General features: G+C 67.5%; 17 protein-coding genes. 7 read left to right on the top strand and 10 right to left on the bottom strand.

Features of this window, described 5'->3' with window-relative positions:
- Positions 1-106: 106 nt before the first annotated feature.
- Together IAG39_RS30085 and IAG39_RS30080 are read left to right on the top strand one after the other, a co-directional pair.
- The gene (locus tag IAG39_RS30085) at positions 107-2,257 is read left to right on the top strand and encodes a lytic transglycosylase domain-containing protein (RefSeq protein WP_059374139.1); all 2,151 of its coding nucleotides are present in this window, start codon (positions 107-109) and stop codon (positions 2,255-2,257) included.
- Complete coding sequence (locus IAG39_RS30080; RefSeq protein ID WP_059374140.1) at positions 2,254-3,354, top strand: tRNA CCA-pyrophosphorylase; 1,101 nt, start codon at positions 2,254-2,256, stop codon at positions 3,352-3,354. Before IAG39_RS30085 ends, IAG39_RS30080 begins: the two co-directional genes overlap by 4 nt.
- A 53-nt stretch (positions 3,355-3,407) precedes the next feature.
- Here IAG39_RS30080 and IAG39_RS30075 read toward each other — a convergent pair whose 3' ends face one another.
- From IAG39_RS30075 to nhaA, 6 genes are all read right to left on the bottom strand, one after another.
- Positions 3,408-4,595 (bottom strand): class I SAM-dependent methyltransferase, encoded by a 1,188-nt coding sequence (locus IAG39_RS30075; protein ID WP_118933253.1) that lies wholly within the window; start codon positions 4,593-4,595, stop codon positions 3,408-3,410.
- Positions 4,596-4,684: 89 nt separating this feature from the next.
- A complete protein-coding gene (locus IAG39_RS30070) occupies positions 4,685-6,484 on the bottom strand; it encodes a DEAD/DEAH box helicase (protein WP_118933252.1) in 1,800 nt (599 codons plus the stop codon).
- Positions 6,485-6,762: 278 nt separating this feature from the next.
- Complete coding sequence (locus IAG39_RS30065; protein ID WP_118933251.1) at positions 6,763-7,524, bottom strand: uracil-DNA glycosylase; 762 nt, start codon at positions 7,522-7,524, stop codon at positions 6,763-6,765.
- A 57-nt stretch (positions 7,525-7,581) separates the two neighbouring features.
- Positions 7,582-8,244, bottom strand: coding sequence for a thiaminase II (gene tenA, locus IAG39_RS30060; RefSeq protein ID WP_118933250.1), 663 nt, complete (start codon positions 8,242-8,244; stop codon positions 7,582-7,584).
- Positions 8,245-8,326: 82 nt separating this feature from the next.
- The gene (locus tag IAG39_RS30055) at positions 8,327-8,716 is read right to left on the bottom strand and encodes a DUF488 domain-containing protein (RefSeq protein ID WP_118933249.1); all 390 of its coding nucleotides are present in this window, start codon (positions 8,714-8,716) and stop codon (positions 8,327-8,329) included.
- Positions 8,717-8,782: 66 nt separating this feature from the next.
- Positions 8,783-10,003: a Na+/H+ antiporter NhaA gene (gene nhaA, locus IAG39_RS30050; protein ID WP_118933248.1), complete on the bottom strand. Its 1,221-nt coding sequence runs from the start codon at positions 10,001-10,003 to the stop codon at positions 8,783-8,785.
- Between the two features lie 230 nt (positions 10,004-10,233).
- On the opposite strand from nhaA, the gene IAG39_RS30045 reads away from it, so the two are divergent.
- Positions 10,234-10,611: a hydrogenase gene (locus IAG39_RS30045; protein ID WP_118933247.1), complete on the top strand. Its 378-nt coding sequence runs from the start codon at positions 10,234-10,236 to the stop codon at positions 10,609-10,611.
- Between the two features lie 2 nt (positions 10,612-10,613).
- A complete protein-coding gene (locus tag IAG39_RS30040; protein ID WP_118933246.1) occupies positions 10,614-11,771 on the top strand; it encodes a glycosyltransferase in 1,158 nt (385 codons plus the stop codon).
- Positions 11,772-11,784: 13 nt separating this feature from the next.
- Here the strand turns inward: IAG39_RS30040 and IAG39_RS30035 are convergent, their stop codons facing one another.
- From IAG39_RS30035 to IAG39_RS30020, 4 genes are all read right to left on the bottom strand, one after another.
- Complete coding sequence (locus tag IAG39_RS30035) at positions 11,785-12,249, bottom strand: HIT family protein (RefSeq protein WP_059374148.1); 465 nt, start codon at positions 12,247-12,249, stop codon at positions 11,785-11,787.
- Positions 12,246-12,695: a GNAT family N-acetyltransferase gene (locus tag IAG39_RS30030; RefSeq protein ID WP_059374149.1), complete on the bottom strand. Its 450-nt coding sequence runs from the start codon at positions 12,693-12,695 to the stop codon at positions 12,246-12,248. Before IAG39_RS30030 ends, IAG39_RS30035 begins: the two co-directional genes overlap by 4 nt.
- A gap of 23 nt (positions 12,696-12,718) precedes the next feature.
- Positions 12,719-14,185: a polyphosphate:AMP phosphotransferase gene (gene pap / locus IAG39_RS30025; protein WP_059374150.1), complete on the bottom strand. Its 1,467-nt coding sequence runs from the start codon at positions 14,183-14,185 to the stop codon at positions 12,719-12,721.
- A gap of 85 nt (positions 14,186-14,270) precedes the next feature.
- The gene (locus tag IAG39_RS30020; RefSeq protein WP_059374151.1) at positions 14,271-15,134 is read right to left on the bottom strand and encodes an MBL fold metallo-hydrolase; all 864 of its coding nucleotides are present in this window, start codon (positions 15,132-15,134) and stop codon (positions 14,271-14,273) included.
- A gap of 123 nt (positions 15,135-15,257) precedes the next feature.
- On the opposite strand from IAG39_RS30020, the gene IAG39_RS30015 reads away from it, so the two are divergent.
- From IAG39_RS30015 to IAG39_RS30005, 3 genes are read left to right on the top strand one after another with little or no spacing between them, the layout of a single operon-like run.
- Complete coding sequence (locus tag IAG39_RS30015) at positions 15,258-15,602, top strand: ArsR/SmtB family transcription factor (protein WP_059374152.1); 345 nt, start codon at positions 15,258-15,260, stop codon at positions 15,600-15,602.
- Positions 15,599-16,030 carry a YeeE/YedE family protein gene (locus IAG39_RS30010; RefSeq protein ID WP_118933245.1) on the top strand — a complete coding sequence of 144 codons (432 nt, stop codon included), beginning with the start codon at positions 15,599-15,601 and terminating at the stop codon, positions 16,028-16,030. The genes IAG39_RS30015 and IAG39_RS30010 overlap by 4 nt, the downstream gene beginning before the upstream one ends.
- Position 16,031: 1 nt before the next feature.
- Complete coding sequence (locus IAG39_RS30005; protein WP_059374154.1) at positions 16,032-16,451, top strand: DUF6691 family protein; 420 nt, start codon at positions 16,032-16,034, stop codon at positions 16,449-16,451.
- Positions 16,452-16,459 lie beyond the last annotated feature (8 nt).

Below are 16,459 nucleotides of genomic sequence, written 5' to 3'. Positions count from 1 at the left end.
GTAAGAGGGATGGACAAATGATGGCGAATGTGCGGACGCATGCGGACGAACATGTGGATTTCCGGCATGCTGGCGTACGGCAAGGCCAGTGTATGAGGGACAGGGCATGACACAGACTCTGCAACCCGGACGGTATCAGAAAACCGCGCGGAAATCCGGGTCCGCCGCCGCCGCCGAAGCCGCTCCCGGCCTGCGCCGCTGGTTGCCGCTGCTGGCGCTGTTTACCGCGGCCTGTGCGCCCGTGGATGCGCAGCAGCGCAGCGCATCGGTCAACACCCAGCCCCAACCTCAGCCAGCCGTCCAGGCTGCGCAACCCGCCATTTCCGTGCCGCCCGCGGTGCTGGCCGGCCTGCCGCCGACGTCCCAGACCCCCGCGCTGGCCGCCGTGGTCGCCGCGCGCGAAGCCATGAACCGCAAGCAGTGGTCCGTGCTGGGCGCGCTGGTGCCGCAGGCCAAGCCGGATCCGCTGGGCATGTATCCCGAATACTGGCTGCTGCGCTACCAGTTGTGGACCCCGCCCGCCACCGGCCGGCCCACCGCCGACCTGCAGAAGTTCATCAGCGGCAATTCCGACGCCTACCTGGCCGACCGCCTGCGCGGCGACTGGCTGCTGGCCGCGGCCCGCAGCGGGGACTTCGAAACCGTGCGCAAGCTGGCGCCCGTGAAGAACAGCAATGCGCAGATCGAGTGCGCCATCCTCGATGCCAAGCACATGACCGGGCAGCGCGCCACGGCGGCGCAGGCCGCGGCCGTGTTCGCGCCCGGCGGCGCCTGCTGGGCGCTGTACGACCAATTGGTTGCCGACGGCATCATGGGCTGGGAGCAATTGGAGCCCCAGTTGCGCGACGCCATCGAAGCCAACAAGACGGCCGATGCGCGCAAGTTCGCGCAGTACATGTTCGAGCCGGGCGACCTGAAAACCTATGACCTGCTCATGAAGGATCCCATGAAGTGGCTGACGCGCCAGAGCCGTCAGCCAGTGGGCCGCAACGAGAAGGAACTGGTGACCATCGCCTTGGCGCGCCTGGCGCGTTCGGACGTCAGCGTGGCCGACTCCTACTTGCGCCGCGAATGGGGCAAGTCCGGGGACTGGTCCAAGTCCATGGCCAAGTCGAACCTGGCCTGGGTGCGCGGCCAGTACGCGCTGGTCGCCGCGCTGAATCTCGACAGCCGTGCGGACGACTGGTACCACGAGGCCGGCCACATCCGCATGACGGAGTACAACGCCGCCTGGAAGGTGCGGGCCGCCTTGCGCCAGCCCAAGATCGACTGGAAATGGGTCATCGAATCCATCGACCAGATGCCCGCCTCGCAGCAGGCCGACTCGTCCTGGATCTACTGGAAGGCCCGTGGCCAGGCCGCGCGCGGCAACAAGGAACAGGCCGCCACCGCCTACGCCAGCATTGCCGACCGCTTCGACTTCTACGGCCAACTGGCCGCCGAGGAACTGGGCCGCCGCATCACCGTGCCGCCGCGCCCCGCGCCCCTCAGCGACCAGGAAATCACCGAGGCCCGCGCCAATCCCGGCCTGCGCCGTGCGATCCAGCTGTTCCGCCTGGGCTGGCGCGCCGAAGCCGTGCCGGAATGGAATTTCACGCTGCGCGGCATGAGCGACCGCCAACTGATGGCCGCCGCCGAACTGGCGCGTGCCGAGAACATCTACGACCGCGTGGTCAACACCTCCGACCGCACGGAAAAAGAGTTCGACTTCAGCCAGCGCTTCATCGCGCCCTTCGAGGGCCGCGTCACCGCCAAGGCCAACGCCATCGCGCTGGATCCGGCCTGGGTCTATGGCCTGATCCGCCAGGAATCGCGTTTCATCATGGATGCGCGCTCGCACGTCGGCGCCTCCGGCCTGATGCAGCTGATGCCGGCCACGGCCAAGTGGGTCGCGGGCAAGATCGGCATGAGCAATTTCACGCCCGACAGTGTCAACGACTTCGACACCAACACCGAACTCGGCACCAACTACCTCAACATGGTGCTGCGCGACCTGAATGGTTCGCAGATGCTGGCCAGCGCAGGCTATAACGCCGGCCCGCGCCGTCCGCATAACTGGCGCTCGACCTTTACGCATCCGGTGGAAGGCGCGATCTTCGCCGAAACCATCCCGTTCAACGAGACGCGTACCTACGTGAAGAACGTGATGTCCAACTCGGTGTATTACGCGGCCATGTTCACCGGCCAGTCCCAGTCTCTGAAGGAACGCCTGGGCAACATCGTGCCGCTGGGCGCGGAAAGCACCTCGATCCCATGACGCGGGATCCGGCCACGGACGGCCTGCAGGTCTATATCGTGGGCGGAGCGGTGCGCGATGCACTGCTCGGCCTGCCGCCCGGCGACCACGACTGGGTCGTGGTCGGCGCCACGCCCGAGGACATGGCGCGCCGCGGCTTCGTGCCGGTCGGCGGCGACTTCCCCGTGTTTCTGCATCCGCGCAGCAAAGAGGAATACGCGCTGGCGCGCACCGAACGCAAGTCGGGGCGTGGCTACAAGGGCTTCACGTTCTATACCGGCGCCGACGTCACGCTGGAAGAGGATCTGCGCCGCCGCGACCTCACCGTCAACGCCATCGCGCAGAGGCAGGATGGCGAGCTGGTCGATCCCCTGGGCGGCGCCGCCGACGTGCGCGACCGCATCTTCCGTCATGTTGGCGAGGCCTTCGAAGAGGATCCGGTACGCATCCTGCGGCTGGCCCGCTTCGCGGCGCGCTTTGCCGATTTTTCCGTGGCGCCCGAGACCCTGGCGCTGTGCCGCAGCATGGTCGAGGCCGGCGAGGCTGACGCGCTGGTGGCCGAACGGGTCTGGAAGGAATTGTCGCGCGGCCTGATGGCGGCGGCGCCGTCGCGCATGCTGGGCATATTGCAGCAATGCGGCGCGCTGGCCCGCGTGATGCCCGAGCTGCAAGGCGTGGAACAGACCGCGGCCGATGTGGATCGCGCGGCCTCGCAGGGCCTGTCGCTGCCGGGGCGCTATGCCTTGCTGTGCCGGCTGACGCCCGAACGCGATGCCATGGGCCGTCGTCTGCGCGTGCCTACCGAATGCAACGATTACGCACGGCTGTTGCCGGAGGTGCTGGCGGGCCTCGATGCCGTGGAACAGGGTGGCGATGCTGCCGATGCGCAACTGGCGCTGATGGAGCGCGCCGATGCGCTGCGCAAGCCGGAACGTTTTCTGGATTTGCTGGACACGGCTGCCGTGCTGCGTTCCGTGGACCGCGCGGCCTGGCAGTCGCGCGTGGCGATCGTACGCGGCGTGGATGCCGGGGCCATCGCCAAAGCTTGCGCCGGAGAGCCGGCGCGCATCAAGGAGCAGGTGCGCGCCGCGCGCCTGGAGCGCCTGCGGGCGCAGTGATTCCGCTATCGATTTGAAACGTGGCGGCCATGCATGCGGGCCGCCACGCGTTCTTACAGCTTGCCTAGCCGGTCGCCGCGCGAGAACCCTGCCAGCGGTTCAGTAATGCCGCGTCCCACCGCCAATACCTTGAACAGTTCGCCCATCTCCGATTCAGACAGGAGTTTCTGCACGGGCGCCACGGCCTGCGCGTATTGCTGCACGTCGCTCGGGTCCAGTTGCGCCAACAGATCCATCAGCCCCGCGTTCATCAGGAAGCGGGCCTGCGAGGTATAGCCCAGGACCTGCAGGCCGGCCTCGAGCGCGGCATCCGCCATGGCGGTGAAATCGACATGGGCGGTGATGTCCTGCAAGCCCGGCGCGGTGAATGGATCCCCGTGGGCGTGGTGGCGCAGGTGGCACATGAGCGTGCCGCCGGCGCGCTGCGGATGGTAGTACTCGCTGCGCGGAAAGCCATAGTCCACCAACAGCGCCGCGCCGCGCTCCAGCCAGCCGCCCATGGCGGCGATCCAGGCTTCGCCTTGCAGGTTGATCTCGGACACGTAGCCGGGCAGGGCTGGCATGCGGGCGGCGACGGCGGCGGCCAGCGCCGGCGGTGCGGGTCGGTCTTCCCAGACGAAGCCTTGCGCGGCGTCCACCGCCACGCCGCGTTCCAGCACTTCGCCGGTCTCGCTCCAGCGGAAGATCGACACCGGCATCGCGTCCAGCACTTCGTTGGCCAGCACGCAGCCGGCAAAGCGCTGGGGCAGCGCGTCCAGCCATTGCACGCGCTCGCCGAATGCCGCCAGCCGTTCAGCCTGGCGGGCGCGCAGGTCGGCCGACACTTCCAGGATCAGGTAGCGGGTCTGATCCAGGCCCATCGCGTCCAATTCGCGTAGCACGCCTTCGGCCAGGGCGCCGGTTCCGGCGCCGAATTCCAGCACGGCGTCGGTCTGGGTCTGGCGCAGCACCTGGGCCGCCTGGCGGGCCAGTGTGCGGGCGAACAGCGGGGTCAGCTGGGGCGCCGTGACGAAGTCGCCGGCGGGCGCGCGGACGTCACCGTCGGCGTCGGCCAGCTTGACGTTGCCGGCCGCGTAATAGCCCAGCCCGGGCGCGTACAGCGCTTGCGCCATCCAGTGGTCGAACGACAGCCAGCCGCCGTGGGCGGCGATGGTGGCGCGCAGGTGCGCCGCTGCGGCAGCGCTGTGTTCCTGGGCGGCGGGAGAGAGGGCGGGCAGGTTGGCGGGGGCGGATCGTTGCATGGTCGGGCGGTGCGTGGACAAGCGGACATTTTCCCAAAAAACAAACCCCGCGACAGGCGCGGGGTTTGTGTTGGGCTCAAGCGGGCGGATTAGCCGCGGCGGTCAGCCGACTTGCCGAAGCGCTTGGCGGGGCCGCCGGGGCGCTTGTCGAACGAGGGCTTGCCACGGAAACCGCCTTCCGGACGGTCGCCGCCGCGGAAGCCGCCTTCACGTTGCGGACGGTCGCCAAAGCTGGGACGGTCGCCAAAGCTCGGGCGGTCGCCGAAGCTGGCGCGGTCGTTGTAGCTGGGGCGCGAATCGCGGTCGCCGCCACGGAAACCGCCTTCACGCGGGCCGCGCTCGCTGAACGGGCGGGCATCGCGCTGGGGGCGGTCGCCATAGCTGGGACGGTCGTTGTAGCTGGGGCGCGAATCGCGGTCGCCGCCGCGGAAGCCGCCTTCGCGCTGGGGACGGTCACCGAACGGGCGGTTGCCCTGGTAGCCGCCTTCACGCTGCGGACGGTCGCCGAAGCTCGGACGATCGCTGAAGGAACGGGCCGGGCGGTCGCCGAACGGGCGATTGCCTTGGTAGCCGCCTTCGCGCGGACCGCCCTCGCGGTTGCCTTGATAGCCGCCTTCACGCGGCTTGAACTCGCCACGCGGGCCGCCGAAGGAACGACCCTCGCGGTTGCCCTGGTAGCCGCCGCCGGGACGCTTGCCGAACGGCTTGCCGCCGCGCGGGCCGGCGCCGCCAGCCGAGGGACGCGGGGTGCGCTTGGGTTCCAGGCCGGCGATCACTTCAGGGGTGATCGATTGGCCGATGTAGTGCTCGATGCGGCGGACCTTGTGGCGCTCGGAATGCGTGGCCAGCGTAAAGGCCAGGCCGCTGCGGCCGGCGCGGCCGGTACGGCCGATACGGTGCACGTAGTCTTCGGCTTGCATCGGCAGGTCGAAGTTGACGGCGTGGCTGATGCCTTGCACGTCGATGCCGCGGGCAGCCACGTCGGTGGCGACCAGGATGCGCAGCTGGCCGCGCTGCAGTTGCGACAGCGTGCGGGTGCGTTGGCGCTGGTTCATGTCGCCGTGCAGGGCGGCGGCGGCAAAGCCCTGGTCGGCCAGGCGGTCGGCCAGATCGTCGGCGCCGCGCTTGGTCGACGTGAAGACGATGGCCTGGTCCAGCGAGGCGTCGCGCAGCACGTGGTCCAGCAGCTGCATCTTGTGGCTGGCGTCGTCCGCGTACAGCAGGCTTTGCGTGATGTTGGTGTGCTTTTCCTTGGCGCCGGCGATCTCGATGCGCTGCGGCTCGCGCATCATGCGCGAGGCCAGCTTGGCGACGGTGCCGTCCAGCGTGGCCGAGAACAGCAGCGTCTGGCGGCCTTCCGGCAGGCGGCTGACGATGGTCTCGATATCTTCGATGAAGCCCATGTCCAGCATGCGGTCGGCTTCGTCCAGCACCAGCGTGTGCACGGTGTTCAGCTTGACGCGGCCCGAGTTCAGGTGGTCGATCAGGCGGCCCGGGGTGGCGACCAGCACGTCCACGCGGCGCGACAGCGCCTTCAGCTGCGCGCCGTAAGGCATGCCGCCCACGACGGTGGCGGTGCGCAGGTCGGCCAGCTTGCGGCCGTAGGTGGCGGTGGCGTCCGTGACTTGCAGGGCCAGTTCGCGGGTCGGGGTCAGCACCAGCACTTGCACGCCGACGCCCTTGTTGGCGGGCATCTGGGCGATGCGGTGCAGGGCCGGCAGCATGAAGGCCGCGGTCTTGCCGCTACCCGTCTGCGAGGACACCATCAGGTCGTGGCCAGCCAGCGCTTGCGGAATGGCCGAAGCTTGGACAGGAGTGGGGGAGGTGAAGCCAGCGTCTTGAATGGCCGACAACAGAGCGGGCGCAAGACCCAGGTTTTCGAAAGACATTACTTTCCCTTGCCGCAATCAATGCGACGCAGTGCTTGGTCGGGCCAGGGGATTAGGCGGCCGGATCCAGGCGACGGTTGATGGAGCATCGTGCCGACCGAATCAACCGTGCGCGTGGCGCGTTCTCGTGTACTGAGTGGAACGCAGGGCGAAAGGAAAGGAGGTCAGGAATCGATGATAGTTCGGCATGGGGCCGGGACTGTGTCACCCGGCAGACTGCGAAAACTTCCGCTAAATCAAGGCGGTAAATGCCGAACTCGTTTTGTGCAGTGCGGCGATCATAACCCGAATTCGCCCTGCATGGGAATTATTTTTTTGTCCAGCGCCCAATCAATAGGGTTTTTCCCTTGGTTGGTCAGCCACTGATTGGTGGCCAGGAAATGGCCACAGCCCAGGAAGGGCACCGGGGGCCTTCTGGCAGACAGAGGGGAGGGGTGGTTGGACATCAGGACCAGGTGGCCGCTGTTGTCCGGCAGCAACGCCCGCTTGGCCTGGGCATGGGCGCCCCACAGCATGAAAACCTTGGGCGACGGGTCGCGCGCGACCAGCGCGATCAACGCGTCCGTCACCGTTTCCCAACCGCGCTTGGCATGCGAAGCGGGCTGGCCGTCTTCCACGGTCAGCGCGGTGTTCAGCAGCAACACGCCCTGATCCGCCCAATCGCTCAGATCGTTGCCGGCCGGTACGCGGGTGCCCGGAAACTCCTGGACGATCTCATTGAAGATGTTGCGCAGGCTGGGCGGCCGCTTGCAGTCGTCGGGTACTGAGAAGGCCAGGCCTTGGGCCTGGCCCGGGCCGTGATAGGGATCCTGCCCCAGGATCACCACGCGCACGTCCGACGGCTCCAGGCCGTGCAGGGCGCGGAAAGGCGTCGCGGGGTAAATGGTCGCACCTTCGCTCAGGCGCCTTTCCACATGTGCGGTCACGGCGGCCAGGGCATCGGCCACAGGCTTGGCGGCAAAAGCCTCCTGCCAGGCGGCTGGCAGTTGCGCCGTCTGGGCGGAGAGGGCTAGGGGAGTCAGTCGGTTGTCGGTCGGCATGGGCGGGATTTTGGCATAGCGCGGACCGCGGGCCGGGGTGAGCCGGCCCGTCTTGCTTCAAACCGGCCACCCATCCTGCCGATAAGCCGAATCCCAGAACATCCATTCCAGCTGCGCGGCACGCGTATACGCGGCGTGCATCTGCGCCAGCGTTTCGGCGGACGCCTTTTCGGCGACGCGGTCGACCGTGGTGATGACCCGGCGCACCAGGGCGTGGAAGTCCTCGCAGGCATAGGCCTCGATCCAGGCCGAATAGGGATTGGGTTGGGCCGCGCGCGCATGGATTTCGCGGCCGATCTCGGCGTAGATCCAGAAGCACGGCAGCAGGGCCGCCAGCGCTACCGGGTACGGCGCGCTCCAGGCGGTGGCGATCAGGTAGCTGGTGTAGTGGTGGCAGGCCGGGGTCAGTGGCGTCGCTTCGAAGGTGGCGTCATCGATGCCGAACTGCTTCAGGAAGCCCGCGTGCAGCGTGCGTTCGGCCACCACCGCGCCCTTGGCGGCGTCGGCGAACTGCACCACGCCGTCGGCGTCGTCGGCCTTGGCAGAGGCGATGGCCAGCGCGCGTCCGAAGGCCACCAGGTAGTGCGCGTCCTGGATCATGTAGTGCTTGAATGCGTTCTCGTCGAGCTGGCCGCTGGCCAGTTCGCGGTTGAACGGCATGTCGCGCGTGGTTTCGTAGAGTGCGGCGTTGCGCGCCCAGGCGTCGGAGCTGAAAGACATGGGGTTCCTCAAGACAGACTGTCGGCGTGCGGCTGCGCGCCGGTCGATAAAAGCGGGCTAGGGTAGCAAAACGTGGGGGGCGTCAGGCCTTGCGCTTGCGGTGATGCCGGACATAGTCCTGCAGGACCTCGCGCAGCACCACGGCCTGGTTGTGTTCAGTATTGCGGGCGCCGTAGAGCAGGGTCAGCGGACGGTCGCCGGCCGCGTCCAGCAGGGCAGCCATGCGGGCCTGCTGTTCGGGTTCCGCCAGTTCGGCCTGGTAGCGCTGGCGGAATTCTTCCCAGCGGTCTTCGATGTGGCTGAACCATTTGCATAGTTCCAGGGTGGGCGCGATGTCGCGGGCCCATTCGTCCAGGTGCAGGTCCGCCTTGCGCAGTCCGCGCGGCCACATGCGGTCCACCAACGCCCGGTAGCTGCCTTCCGGGCCCAAGCCCTCGTAGACGCGTTGCACAGCGATGGCGGACGGTTTCATGGCGGCTCCAGGGAAGGGTGGCGGACCTCGCTACTTTAGCGCCCGCCGTCCCTACTCAACCGGCGTTCAAGGATTTTCCGCGGCGCCGGCGCGCGTGCCGCAGGTGCGCAGCACCAGGAAGCCGACCACGGCGGACGCCAGCGAGCCCGTCAGCACGCCGATCTTGGTGGCGTCGATGGCGGCCGGGTCGCTGAACGCCAGGGCGCCGATGAACAGGCTCATGGTGAAGCCGATGCCGCACAGCAGCGACACACCGTACAGCTGCATGTAGCTGGCGTGGCGCGGCAGGGTGGCAATGCCGCTCTTGATGGCCAGCCAGGCAAAGCCGAACACGCCCAGCTGCTTGCCCAGGAACAGGCCCAGCGCCACGCCCATGGGCACGGGCGCCGCCAGGCTGCCCAGGCCCATGCCGGCGAACGACACGCCGGCATTGGCGAAGCCGAAAATCGGCACGATCAGCAGGGCGACCGGCTTATGCAGCGCATGTTCCAGCGCATGCAGGGGCGAATGCGCGCCCGGATGGCCCTGGTTCTGCGGGCGCAGCGGAATGGTCAGCGCCAGCGCCACCCCGGCCAGCGTGGCATGCACGCCGGACTTCAGGACGAAGTACCAGAGCACGGCGCCGATCAGCAGGTACGGCGTCAGGCGCAGCACGCCGGAGCGGTTCAGGCAGAACAGGCAGACCAGCAGGGCGCCCGCCATGCTCAGCGCGAACACGTTGAGTTCGGCGGTATAGAACAAGGCGATGATGACGATGGCGCCCAGGTCGTCCAGGATGGCCAGCGCCGTCAGGAAGATCTTCAGCGAGGTCGGCACGCGGCTGCCCAATAGCGCCAGGATGCCCAGCGCAAAGGCGATGTCGGTCGCGGCCGGAATGGCCCAGCCGCGCAAAGTGCCGGGGCTGCCAAAGTTGATCAGCACGTAGATCAGCGCGGGCAGCGCCATGCCGCCCAGGGCGGCGATGCCGGGCAGCACGATGCGGGCGGCGCCGCGCAGCTGGCCGTCCAGGACTTCGCGCTTGATCTCAAGCCCGACCAACAGGAAGAACACCGCCATCAGGCCGTCGTTGATCCAGTGCAGCACGGTTTCCTTGAGCACGACCGGACCCGCCTGGAAGCCAAGCTTGGTCTCCAGCACGCTGAAATAGGCCGGCGCGGCCGGGCTGTTGGCCACCACCAGGGCGACCAGCGCGGCCAGCATCAGGACATAACCGCCCAGCGCTTCGGAGCGGAGAAACGATTGGAGGAACGAGACCGGCTTGTGGGGAGGGACGGTAGGGGCGCTCATGCAGTACCGCCCTTGCTTACGTTTTGATAAGATGCGCGTTTCATTCCTGAATTTTACCTGAATTCAATTTTCGGGATTCCTCTACTTCGTCGAACATCTTTCAATTATTCGAAAAAATAGCTCATCAGCGTCGAATATTTGGCGTTGCTTGTCCGGCGGCCAAACCCCTTTCCCTCGAATCCCGACCAGTCCGTGGCTCGCAACGCCGCCTGGCGACTCATGCTAGCCAAATGCCATTACGCCCTCTTACGGTATTGACCTACACGCCTGGCAAACCCGGCGCCGCGAGCCGTCTGGTGGATGTCGGCGACGCACTGGTCGTGCCTGCGGCGCCGACGCCGCACGGTGTCTATCAAACCCGTCAACTGATTCCCAGCGCGCGTCTGTTGGGCTGGGCCCGCTCGGGTGCGCGCTTTGAACTGTCCCGCACGGGCGCGGCCCGCGTCTGGTCCGAAGGCCGGATGCAGGCTTCGGAGTGCCCACGCGATCGCGCCAGCGCGGGCGCGGCCGAGTTGAACCAGGAAGACATCGCCTACCTGGAGGCCTACCTGTTGTCGCAGGGCCGCCGCTGGAGCGACGCGCACGCCACCCATAGCGGTCATCCCTGATCATGCGCGATCCCATCGAATCGTTCCAGCGCGTGGCCGCCACGGATACGCGCCTGCGCATCCTGCATACCGAAGCCGCCACCTCGTTCGGCGGCCAGGAGTTCTGCATCTACAAGGAAATGATCGCCATGCGCGAGCGCGGCCATCATCTGGAAGCGGTTTGCCAGCCGGATGCGGAGCTGGGCAGGCGTCTGCGCGAGGCCGGTTTCACGGTGCATCTCGTCCCCATGGACGGTCCGCTCAATTTCGTGCGCTGCGTCGCCTTCGTGCGCCGGCTATTGCACAGCGGCCGTTTCGACGTGGTCAATACGCACAGCCGGCGCGACACCGTCCTGGGCGCCATCGCGGCGCGGCTGGCCGGCACGCCGCTCATCGTGCGTACCCGCCATCTGGCCAAGCCCATCAATTCCCTCTACGCCTACACCTGGCTGGCGCACCGCGTCATCGCCGTCAGCCGCTACGTGCGCGGGCAATTGCTGGACGGCGGCGCGCGCCCGGACGCTGTCGCCACCATCCATTCGCCGGTGGTGCTGCCGCAGGTGCACCCTGGCGTCTGCGTCAGGCGCGAACTCGGCTTGCCGGAGGACGCGCTGGTGGTCGGTTGCGTGGCCGTCATGCGACCGGACAAGGGCCATTGTGACCTGATCGACGCCTTCCATCGCATCGCCGCCACGTTTCCGAATGCCCATCTGGTGCTGGTGGGCGAAGGCCAGCCCATGGCTGGGCAGCTGCAGGCGCAGGCGGCGCAACTGGGCCTGGCGCCGCGGGTGCATTTCACCGGCCGCCGCGACGATATCGGCAATGTGCTGACGGCCTTCGATGTGTTCGCGTTGCCGACGCGGCGCGAGGCCTTGGGCACCGTTTTCATCGAGGCCGCGGCCATGGGGGTACCGGTGGTGGGCGCCAACGTGGGCGGGGTGCCGGAAACCATGGAGGCCGGCGTGACCGGATTGCTGGTGCCGCCCAGCGATCCGGCGGCATTGGCCAGCGCGCTGGAAAGTTTGCTGGCCGATCCGGCGCTGCGCCGCCGCATGGGCGATGCGGGCCGTGAGCTGATCCGGGGCCAGGGCCGGTTTTCCGCCGAACGCGCGGCTGCGCTGGTGGAACAGGCTTACGCCGGCTGGCTGGCGGAACTGCGGGGGGGCGCGCGCGCCGCCTGAGGCGGGCGGCGGCTCAGTGCCAGAGCAGGGCGTTCATGGCCTCGACCAGCCGGTCCCGGTAGCGCGGCAGCAGCGCCTGCACGCGCGCCTGGCGCTCTTTCCATTCCGACGATTCGGCGCCGGCGGCGATGCGCGGCGGCGCCCAGATCGGGTCGGGAAAATGGCGGTCGCCGCGCCAGCGCGGGATCACGTGCCAGTGCAGGTGCGGCACCATGTTGCCCAGCGAGGCCAGGTTGATCTTGTCCGGTCCCAGGACCGATTGCTGGGCTTCTTCCACCACGTACACGGCCCGCATCAGCAGGTCGCGGCCGTGGGTGGACAGGCTGGTCATTTCGGCCAGATGGCCGTTCCAGATTACCCGCGTGAAGCCCGGATAATCGGCGTCGGCGACCTCGATGATGCGCAGGTGCGGACCGCGCCACAGCAGCGTGCCGCCGTCTTCCTGGCACAGCGGACAGTTGGGGTCGCGTGCGCTCACGGCATCACCTTGCGGTACTGGATGAAGCCCGAGCGGTCGGCGATGCGGTCGTAGAGCTGAATCGCGGTGGCGTTGGTTTCATGGGTCAGCCAGTAAACGCGCGCGCAATTGGCGGCGGCCGCCTGCGCGTACACGTGCTCGATCAGCTTGCGGCCGGCGCCGGTGCCGCGCACGTCCGGGTCCACGTACAGGTCCTGCAGATAGCAATAGTCGCCCGCGGTCCAGGTGGAGCGGTGGAAGATCCAGTGCACCATGCCGACGGCCCGGCCGCTTTCGTACGCCAGCGCCGCGTGCATGGGTTCGGCGGGGTCCAGGAAGCGCGCCCAGGTGTTGCGCGTGACCGCGTCGTCGATGTTGACGCGATAGAACTCCTGGTAGCCCTTCCATAGCGGCAGCCAGGCTTCGAAGTCGGCGGCGACGATGGGACGGATTTCTGCGGTACTCATGGCTTGCGGCCTCCAGGCGGGATTCAGAGTTGATCTTCCATGGCTTCGACGATGTGTCGCAGCACTTGCAATCGAGCGTAGCGCTTGTCGTTGGCCGAAACCAGATGCCACGGCGCGTGCGCGACGTCGGTGCGCGTCAGCATTTCGTTGGTGGCGGCCGCGTAGTCCTTCCATTTGTCGCGGTTGCGCCAGTCGTCGGGCGTGATCTTGAAGTTCTTGAAGGGCGAATTCTCGCGCTCCTTGAAGCGCTCCAGCTGCACGTCGGGCGTGACCGCCAGCCAGAACTTCAGCACCAGCGCGCCGCTGGCGGCCAGTTGGCCCTCGAAGTCGTTGATCTCGGCATAGGCGCGGCGCCAGTTGGCCGGCGCGGTCAGCTTCTCGACGCGCTCGACCAGCACGCGGCCATACCAGGAGCGGTCGAAGATGGCGATGCGTCCATGGCGCGGCACGTGGCGCCAGAAGCGCCACAGATAGGGCCGGGCCAGTTCCTCGGTGGTGGGCGCGGCGATCGGCGTGATGTCGAACTGGCGCGCATCCAGCGCATGCGTCACGCGCCGGATCGCGCCTCCCTTGCCGGCCGCGTCCTGGCCCTCGAACACCAGCACCAGCGAGCGTTCCTGGAATTTCCTGGAACGGGCCGCGCGCGCCAGCCGCCCTTGCAGCAGGCCCAGTTCGGATTCGTAGTCGTCCTTTTCGGTCTTGGCGTTGTAGTCCAGGTCGCCCAGGCGGTCGACGATGCGCGTGGGGCTGGCATGCGCCACGAAGGCGGGCGGGATGCGCGGCACGCCGCGCTGGCGCATGGCAGCCAGCACCGCTTCGGCCGTACGCGCCGCGCGCATGTCCTCGTCGGCGCTGGGGATCACGACCCAGGGGGCGTGGCCGCTGTCCGTATGGTTCAGCACCACCTGGCCGGCGTTGCGGATGCGGTCGTATTTCTTGTAGACCTTGAGATCGACCGGGCTGACCTGCCAGGAGGTTTCAGGGCTGGCCAATAATCGCTCGGCACGCGCTTTCTGGGCCTGGGCCGACAGATGGAACCAGAGCTTGACGATCTGGACGCCCTCGGCCGCAAGCATGGCCTCGAAGCGGCGGATCGCGGCGGCCTGGGCTTCTATGCTGTTCTGGTCAGGCTTCTTGCGCGTGGCTTCGAGCACCAGCGGCGTATACCAGGAACCGAAGACGATGCCGGTGCTGCCCTTGGGCGGCAGATCGTGCCAGTAGCGCCAGAAGGGCGGACGCTCCAGCGCGGGGCCTTCGCGCGGTCCGTAGGCCAGCGTCTTGATATGGCGCGGATCCATCCATTCGTTCAGCAGGTTGACGGTGGCGCCCTTGCCGGCGCCGTCGATGCCGGCGATGACCACCAGCAGCGTCTTGTCCGCGTTCTGCAGGCGCTGGTATTGCGCGTTCAGCAAGGCGACGCGCAGCTTCGCTTCCAGCGGCTTGAATTCTTCCTTGGACAGGCTGGGGTCGGCTTCGGCTTCTGCAAACATGGGGGGATCCGTCTGATCGGCAATTCTGCGATCAGCCGATCTTGCGGGATAAGCCCCAGGCGCGCAAGCCCGGATCGCGGCGCGGTCAGAGCGCGTCGACGGGGATCTTCAGGTAGCGCACGCCGTTGTCCTCGGCCGGCGGGAAGTGGCCGGCGCGGATGTTGACCTGGATGGCGGGCAGGATGAGGGTGGGCATGGAGAGCGTGGCGTCGCGCCGGGTGCGCATGTCCACGAATGCGTCTTCGCCTATGCCGTCGCGCACGTGGATGTTGGCGCGGCGCTGTTCGGCCACCGTGGTCTGCCAGGAGGCTTCGCGCCCGGCGGGCGGGTAGTCGTGGCACATGTACAGCCGGGTTTCGGCGGGCAGGCTCAGCAGGCGCTGGATGGAACGGTAGAGCTGATGGGCGTCGCCGCCGGGGAAGTCGCAGCGCGCCGTGCCCACGTCCGGCATGAACAGCGTGTCGCCGACGAAGGCGGCATCGCCGATCAGATAGGCCATGTCGGCCGGCGTGTGGCCGGGCACGTGGATGGCCTGCGCCGTCAGCGCGCCGATGCGGAAGGTCTCGCCGTCCTTGAACAGATGGCCGAACTGCGAGCCGTCCAGCTGGAACTCCGGCTCCAGGTTGAAGATCTTCTTGAAGACGCCCTGCACGGTCTGGATGCTTTGGCCGATAGCGATGACTCCGCCAAGCTGGCGCTGCAGGTAGGGCGCGGCCGACAGGTGGTCGGCATGGGCATGGGTTTCCAGCAGCCATTCCGTCTTCAGGCCGTGCTGGCGCACGTAGTCGGCCACGCGGTCGGCGCTGGCGGTGCTGCTGCGGCCGGACTTGGGATCGTAGTCGAGCACCGAGTCGATGATGGCGCAGGCGCCGCCTGGCGCGGGCTCATGCACCACATAGGTGACGGTGGCGGTGACGGTGTCGAAGAAGGCCTGGATCTGGGGAGACATGGACGCTCGCGTCGCAGCGAGTGGCTGCATCAGGAAACAATATATGTATTTCAATAATATTGTTGAATATTATATTAGTCAATATAATGATCAAATCCTACCCAGCAGATTGATGCGCATCAAATGAATCATGTCCTGACCGAGTGCGAAGCCGCCGCCCTGCGCGAATCCGCCTCCCAAGCTTGCGCCTTGCTCAAGGCGCTGGCCAATGAAGACCGCCTGCTGCTGCTGTGCCAACTGGTCCAGAACGAGCGCAATGTGAGCGAGCTCGAATCGCTGACCGGCATCCGCCAGCCCACCTTGTCCCAGCAGCTGGGCGTACTGCGCGACGAAGGGCTGGTCGCGACCCGGCGCGAGGGCAAGTACGTCTATTACCAGATGGCCAGCTTCGAGGTCAGCCAGGTGATGAAGACCTTATCCAGTTTGTACTGCGGCCGGACCATGGAGTCACTGGAGTCACTGAAATGAGCATTGCCTGGACCTCCTTCACTCCTGTATCCGCCGGCGCGGGCGGCTTGCTCATCGGCGCCGCGGCCGTGCTGCTGATGGCGGGTGCGGGCCGCATTGCCGGCATCAGCGGCATCCTGGGCGGGCTGCTGCCTCCCGAGCGCGGCGGCATGTGGCGCGTGGCCTTCCTGATCGGCCTGTTCGCCGCGCCATGGCTGTACCGCCTGGGCAGCGCCTTGCCGCCCATCGTGGTCGAAGCCAGCACGACGCGCCTGATCGTGGCGGGCCTGCTGGTGGGCATCGGCACCCGTTACGCCTCGGGCTGCACCAGCGGCCATGGGGTCTGCGGCGTGTCGCGCGGATCGCGCCGCTCGCTGACCGCCACCGCCCTGTTCATGGCTGCCGGCTTTGTCGTGGTCTATGCCACGCGCCATCTGGGAGGACTCTGACATGGTTGCGCTGATCGCTTTCGCGTCAGGCCTGGTATTCGGGCTGGGCCTGATCATTTCCGGCATGGCCAACCCGGCCAAGGTGCTGGGCTTTCTGGATATCGGCGGCGCCTGGGACCCGTCGCTGGCCTTCGTCATGGGCGGCGGCGTGCTGGTCACGGCGGTGGGCTTCGCTTTCCTGCGCCGCCGCCGCGCCAGCCTGTCGGGCGAACCCCTGCGCTGGCCCACGGCCACGCGCGTGGACCTGCGCCTGGCCGCGGGCAGCCTGGCGTTTGGCGCGGGCTGGGGGCTGGCCGGCTTCTGCCCGGGGCCGGCGCTGGTGGCGGCATCCGCCGGCGTGTCCGAGGCCCTGATCTTCGTGGCCGCCATGGTTGCCGGCATGGCAATATTTTCAGTCCTGGAAAAATTCAAAAGCCGGTAGACCGGCAA

It is taken from the genome of Achromobacter xylosoxidans (assembly GCF_014490035.1).
GTDB lineage: Bacteria > Pseudomonadota > Gammaproteobacteria > Burkholderiales > Burkholderiaceae_B > Achromobacter > Achromobacter bronchisepticus_A.
This window is presented reverse-complemented; position numbering and strand designations above follow the sequence as displayed.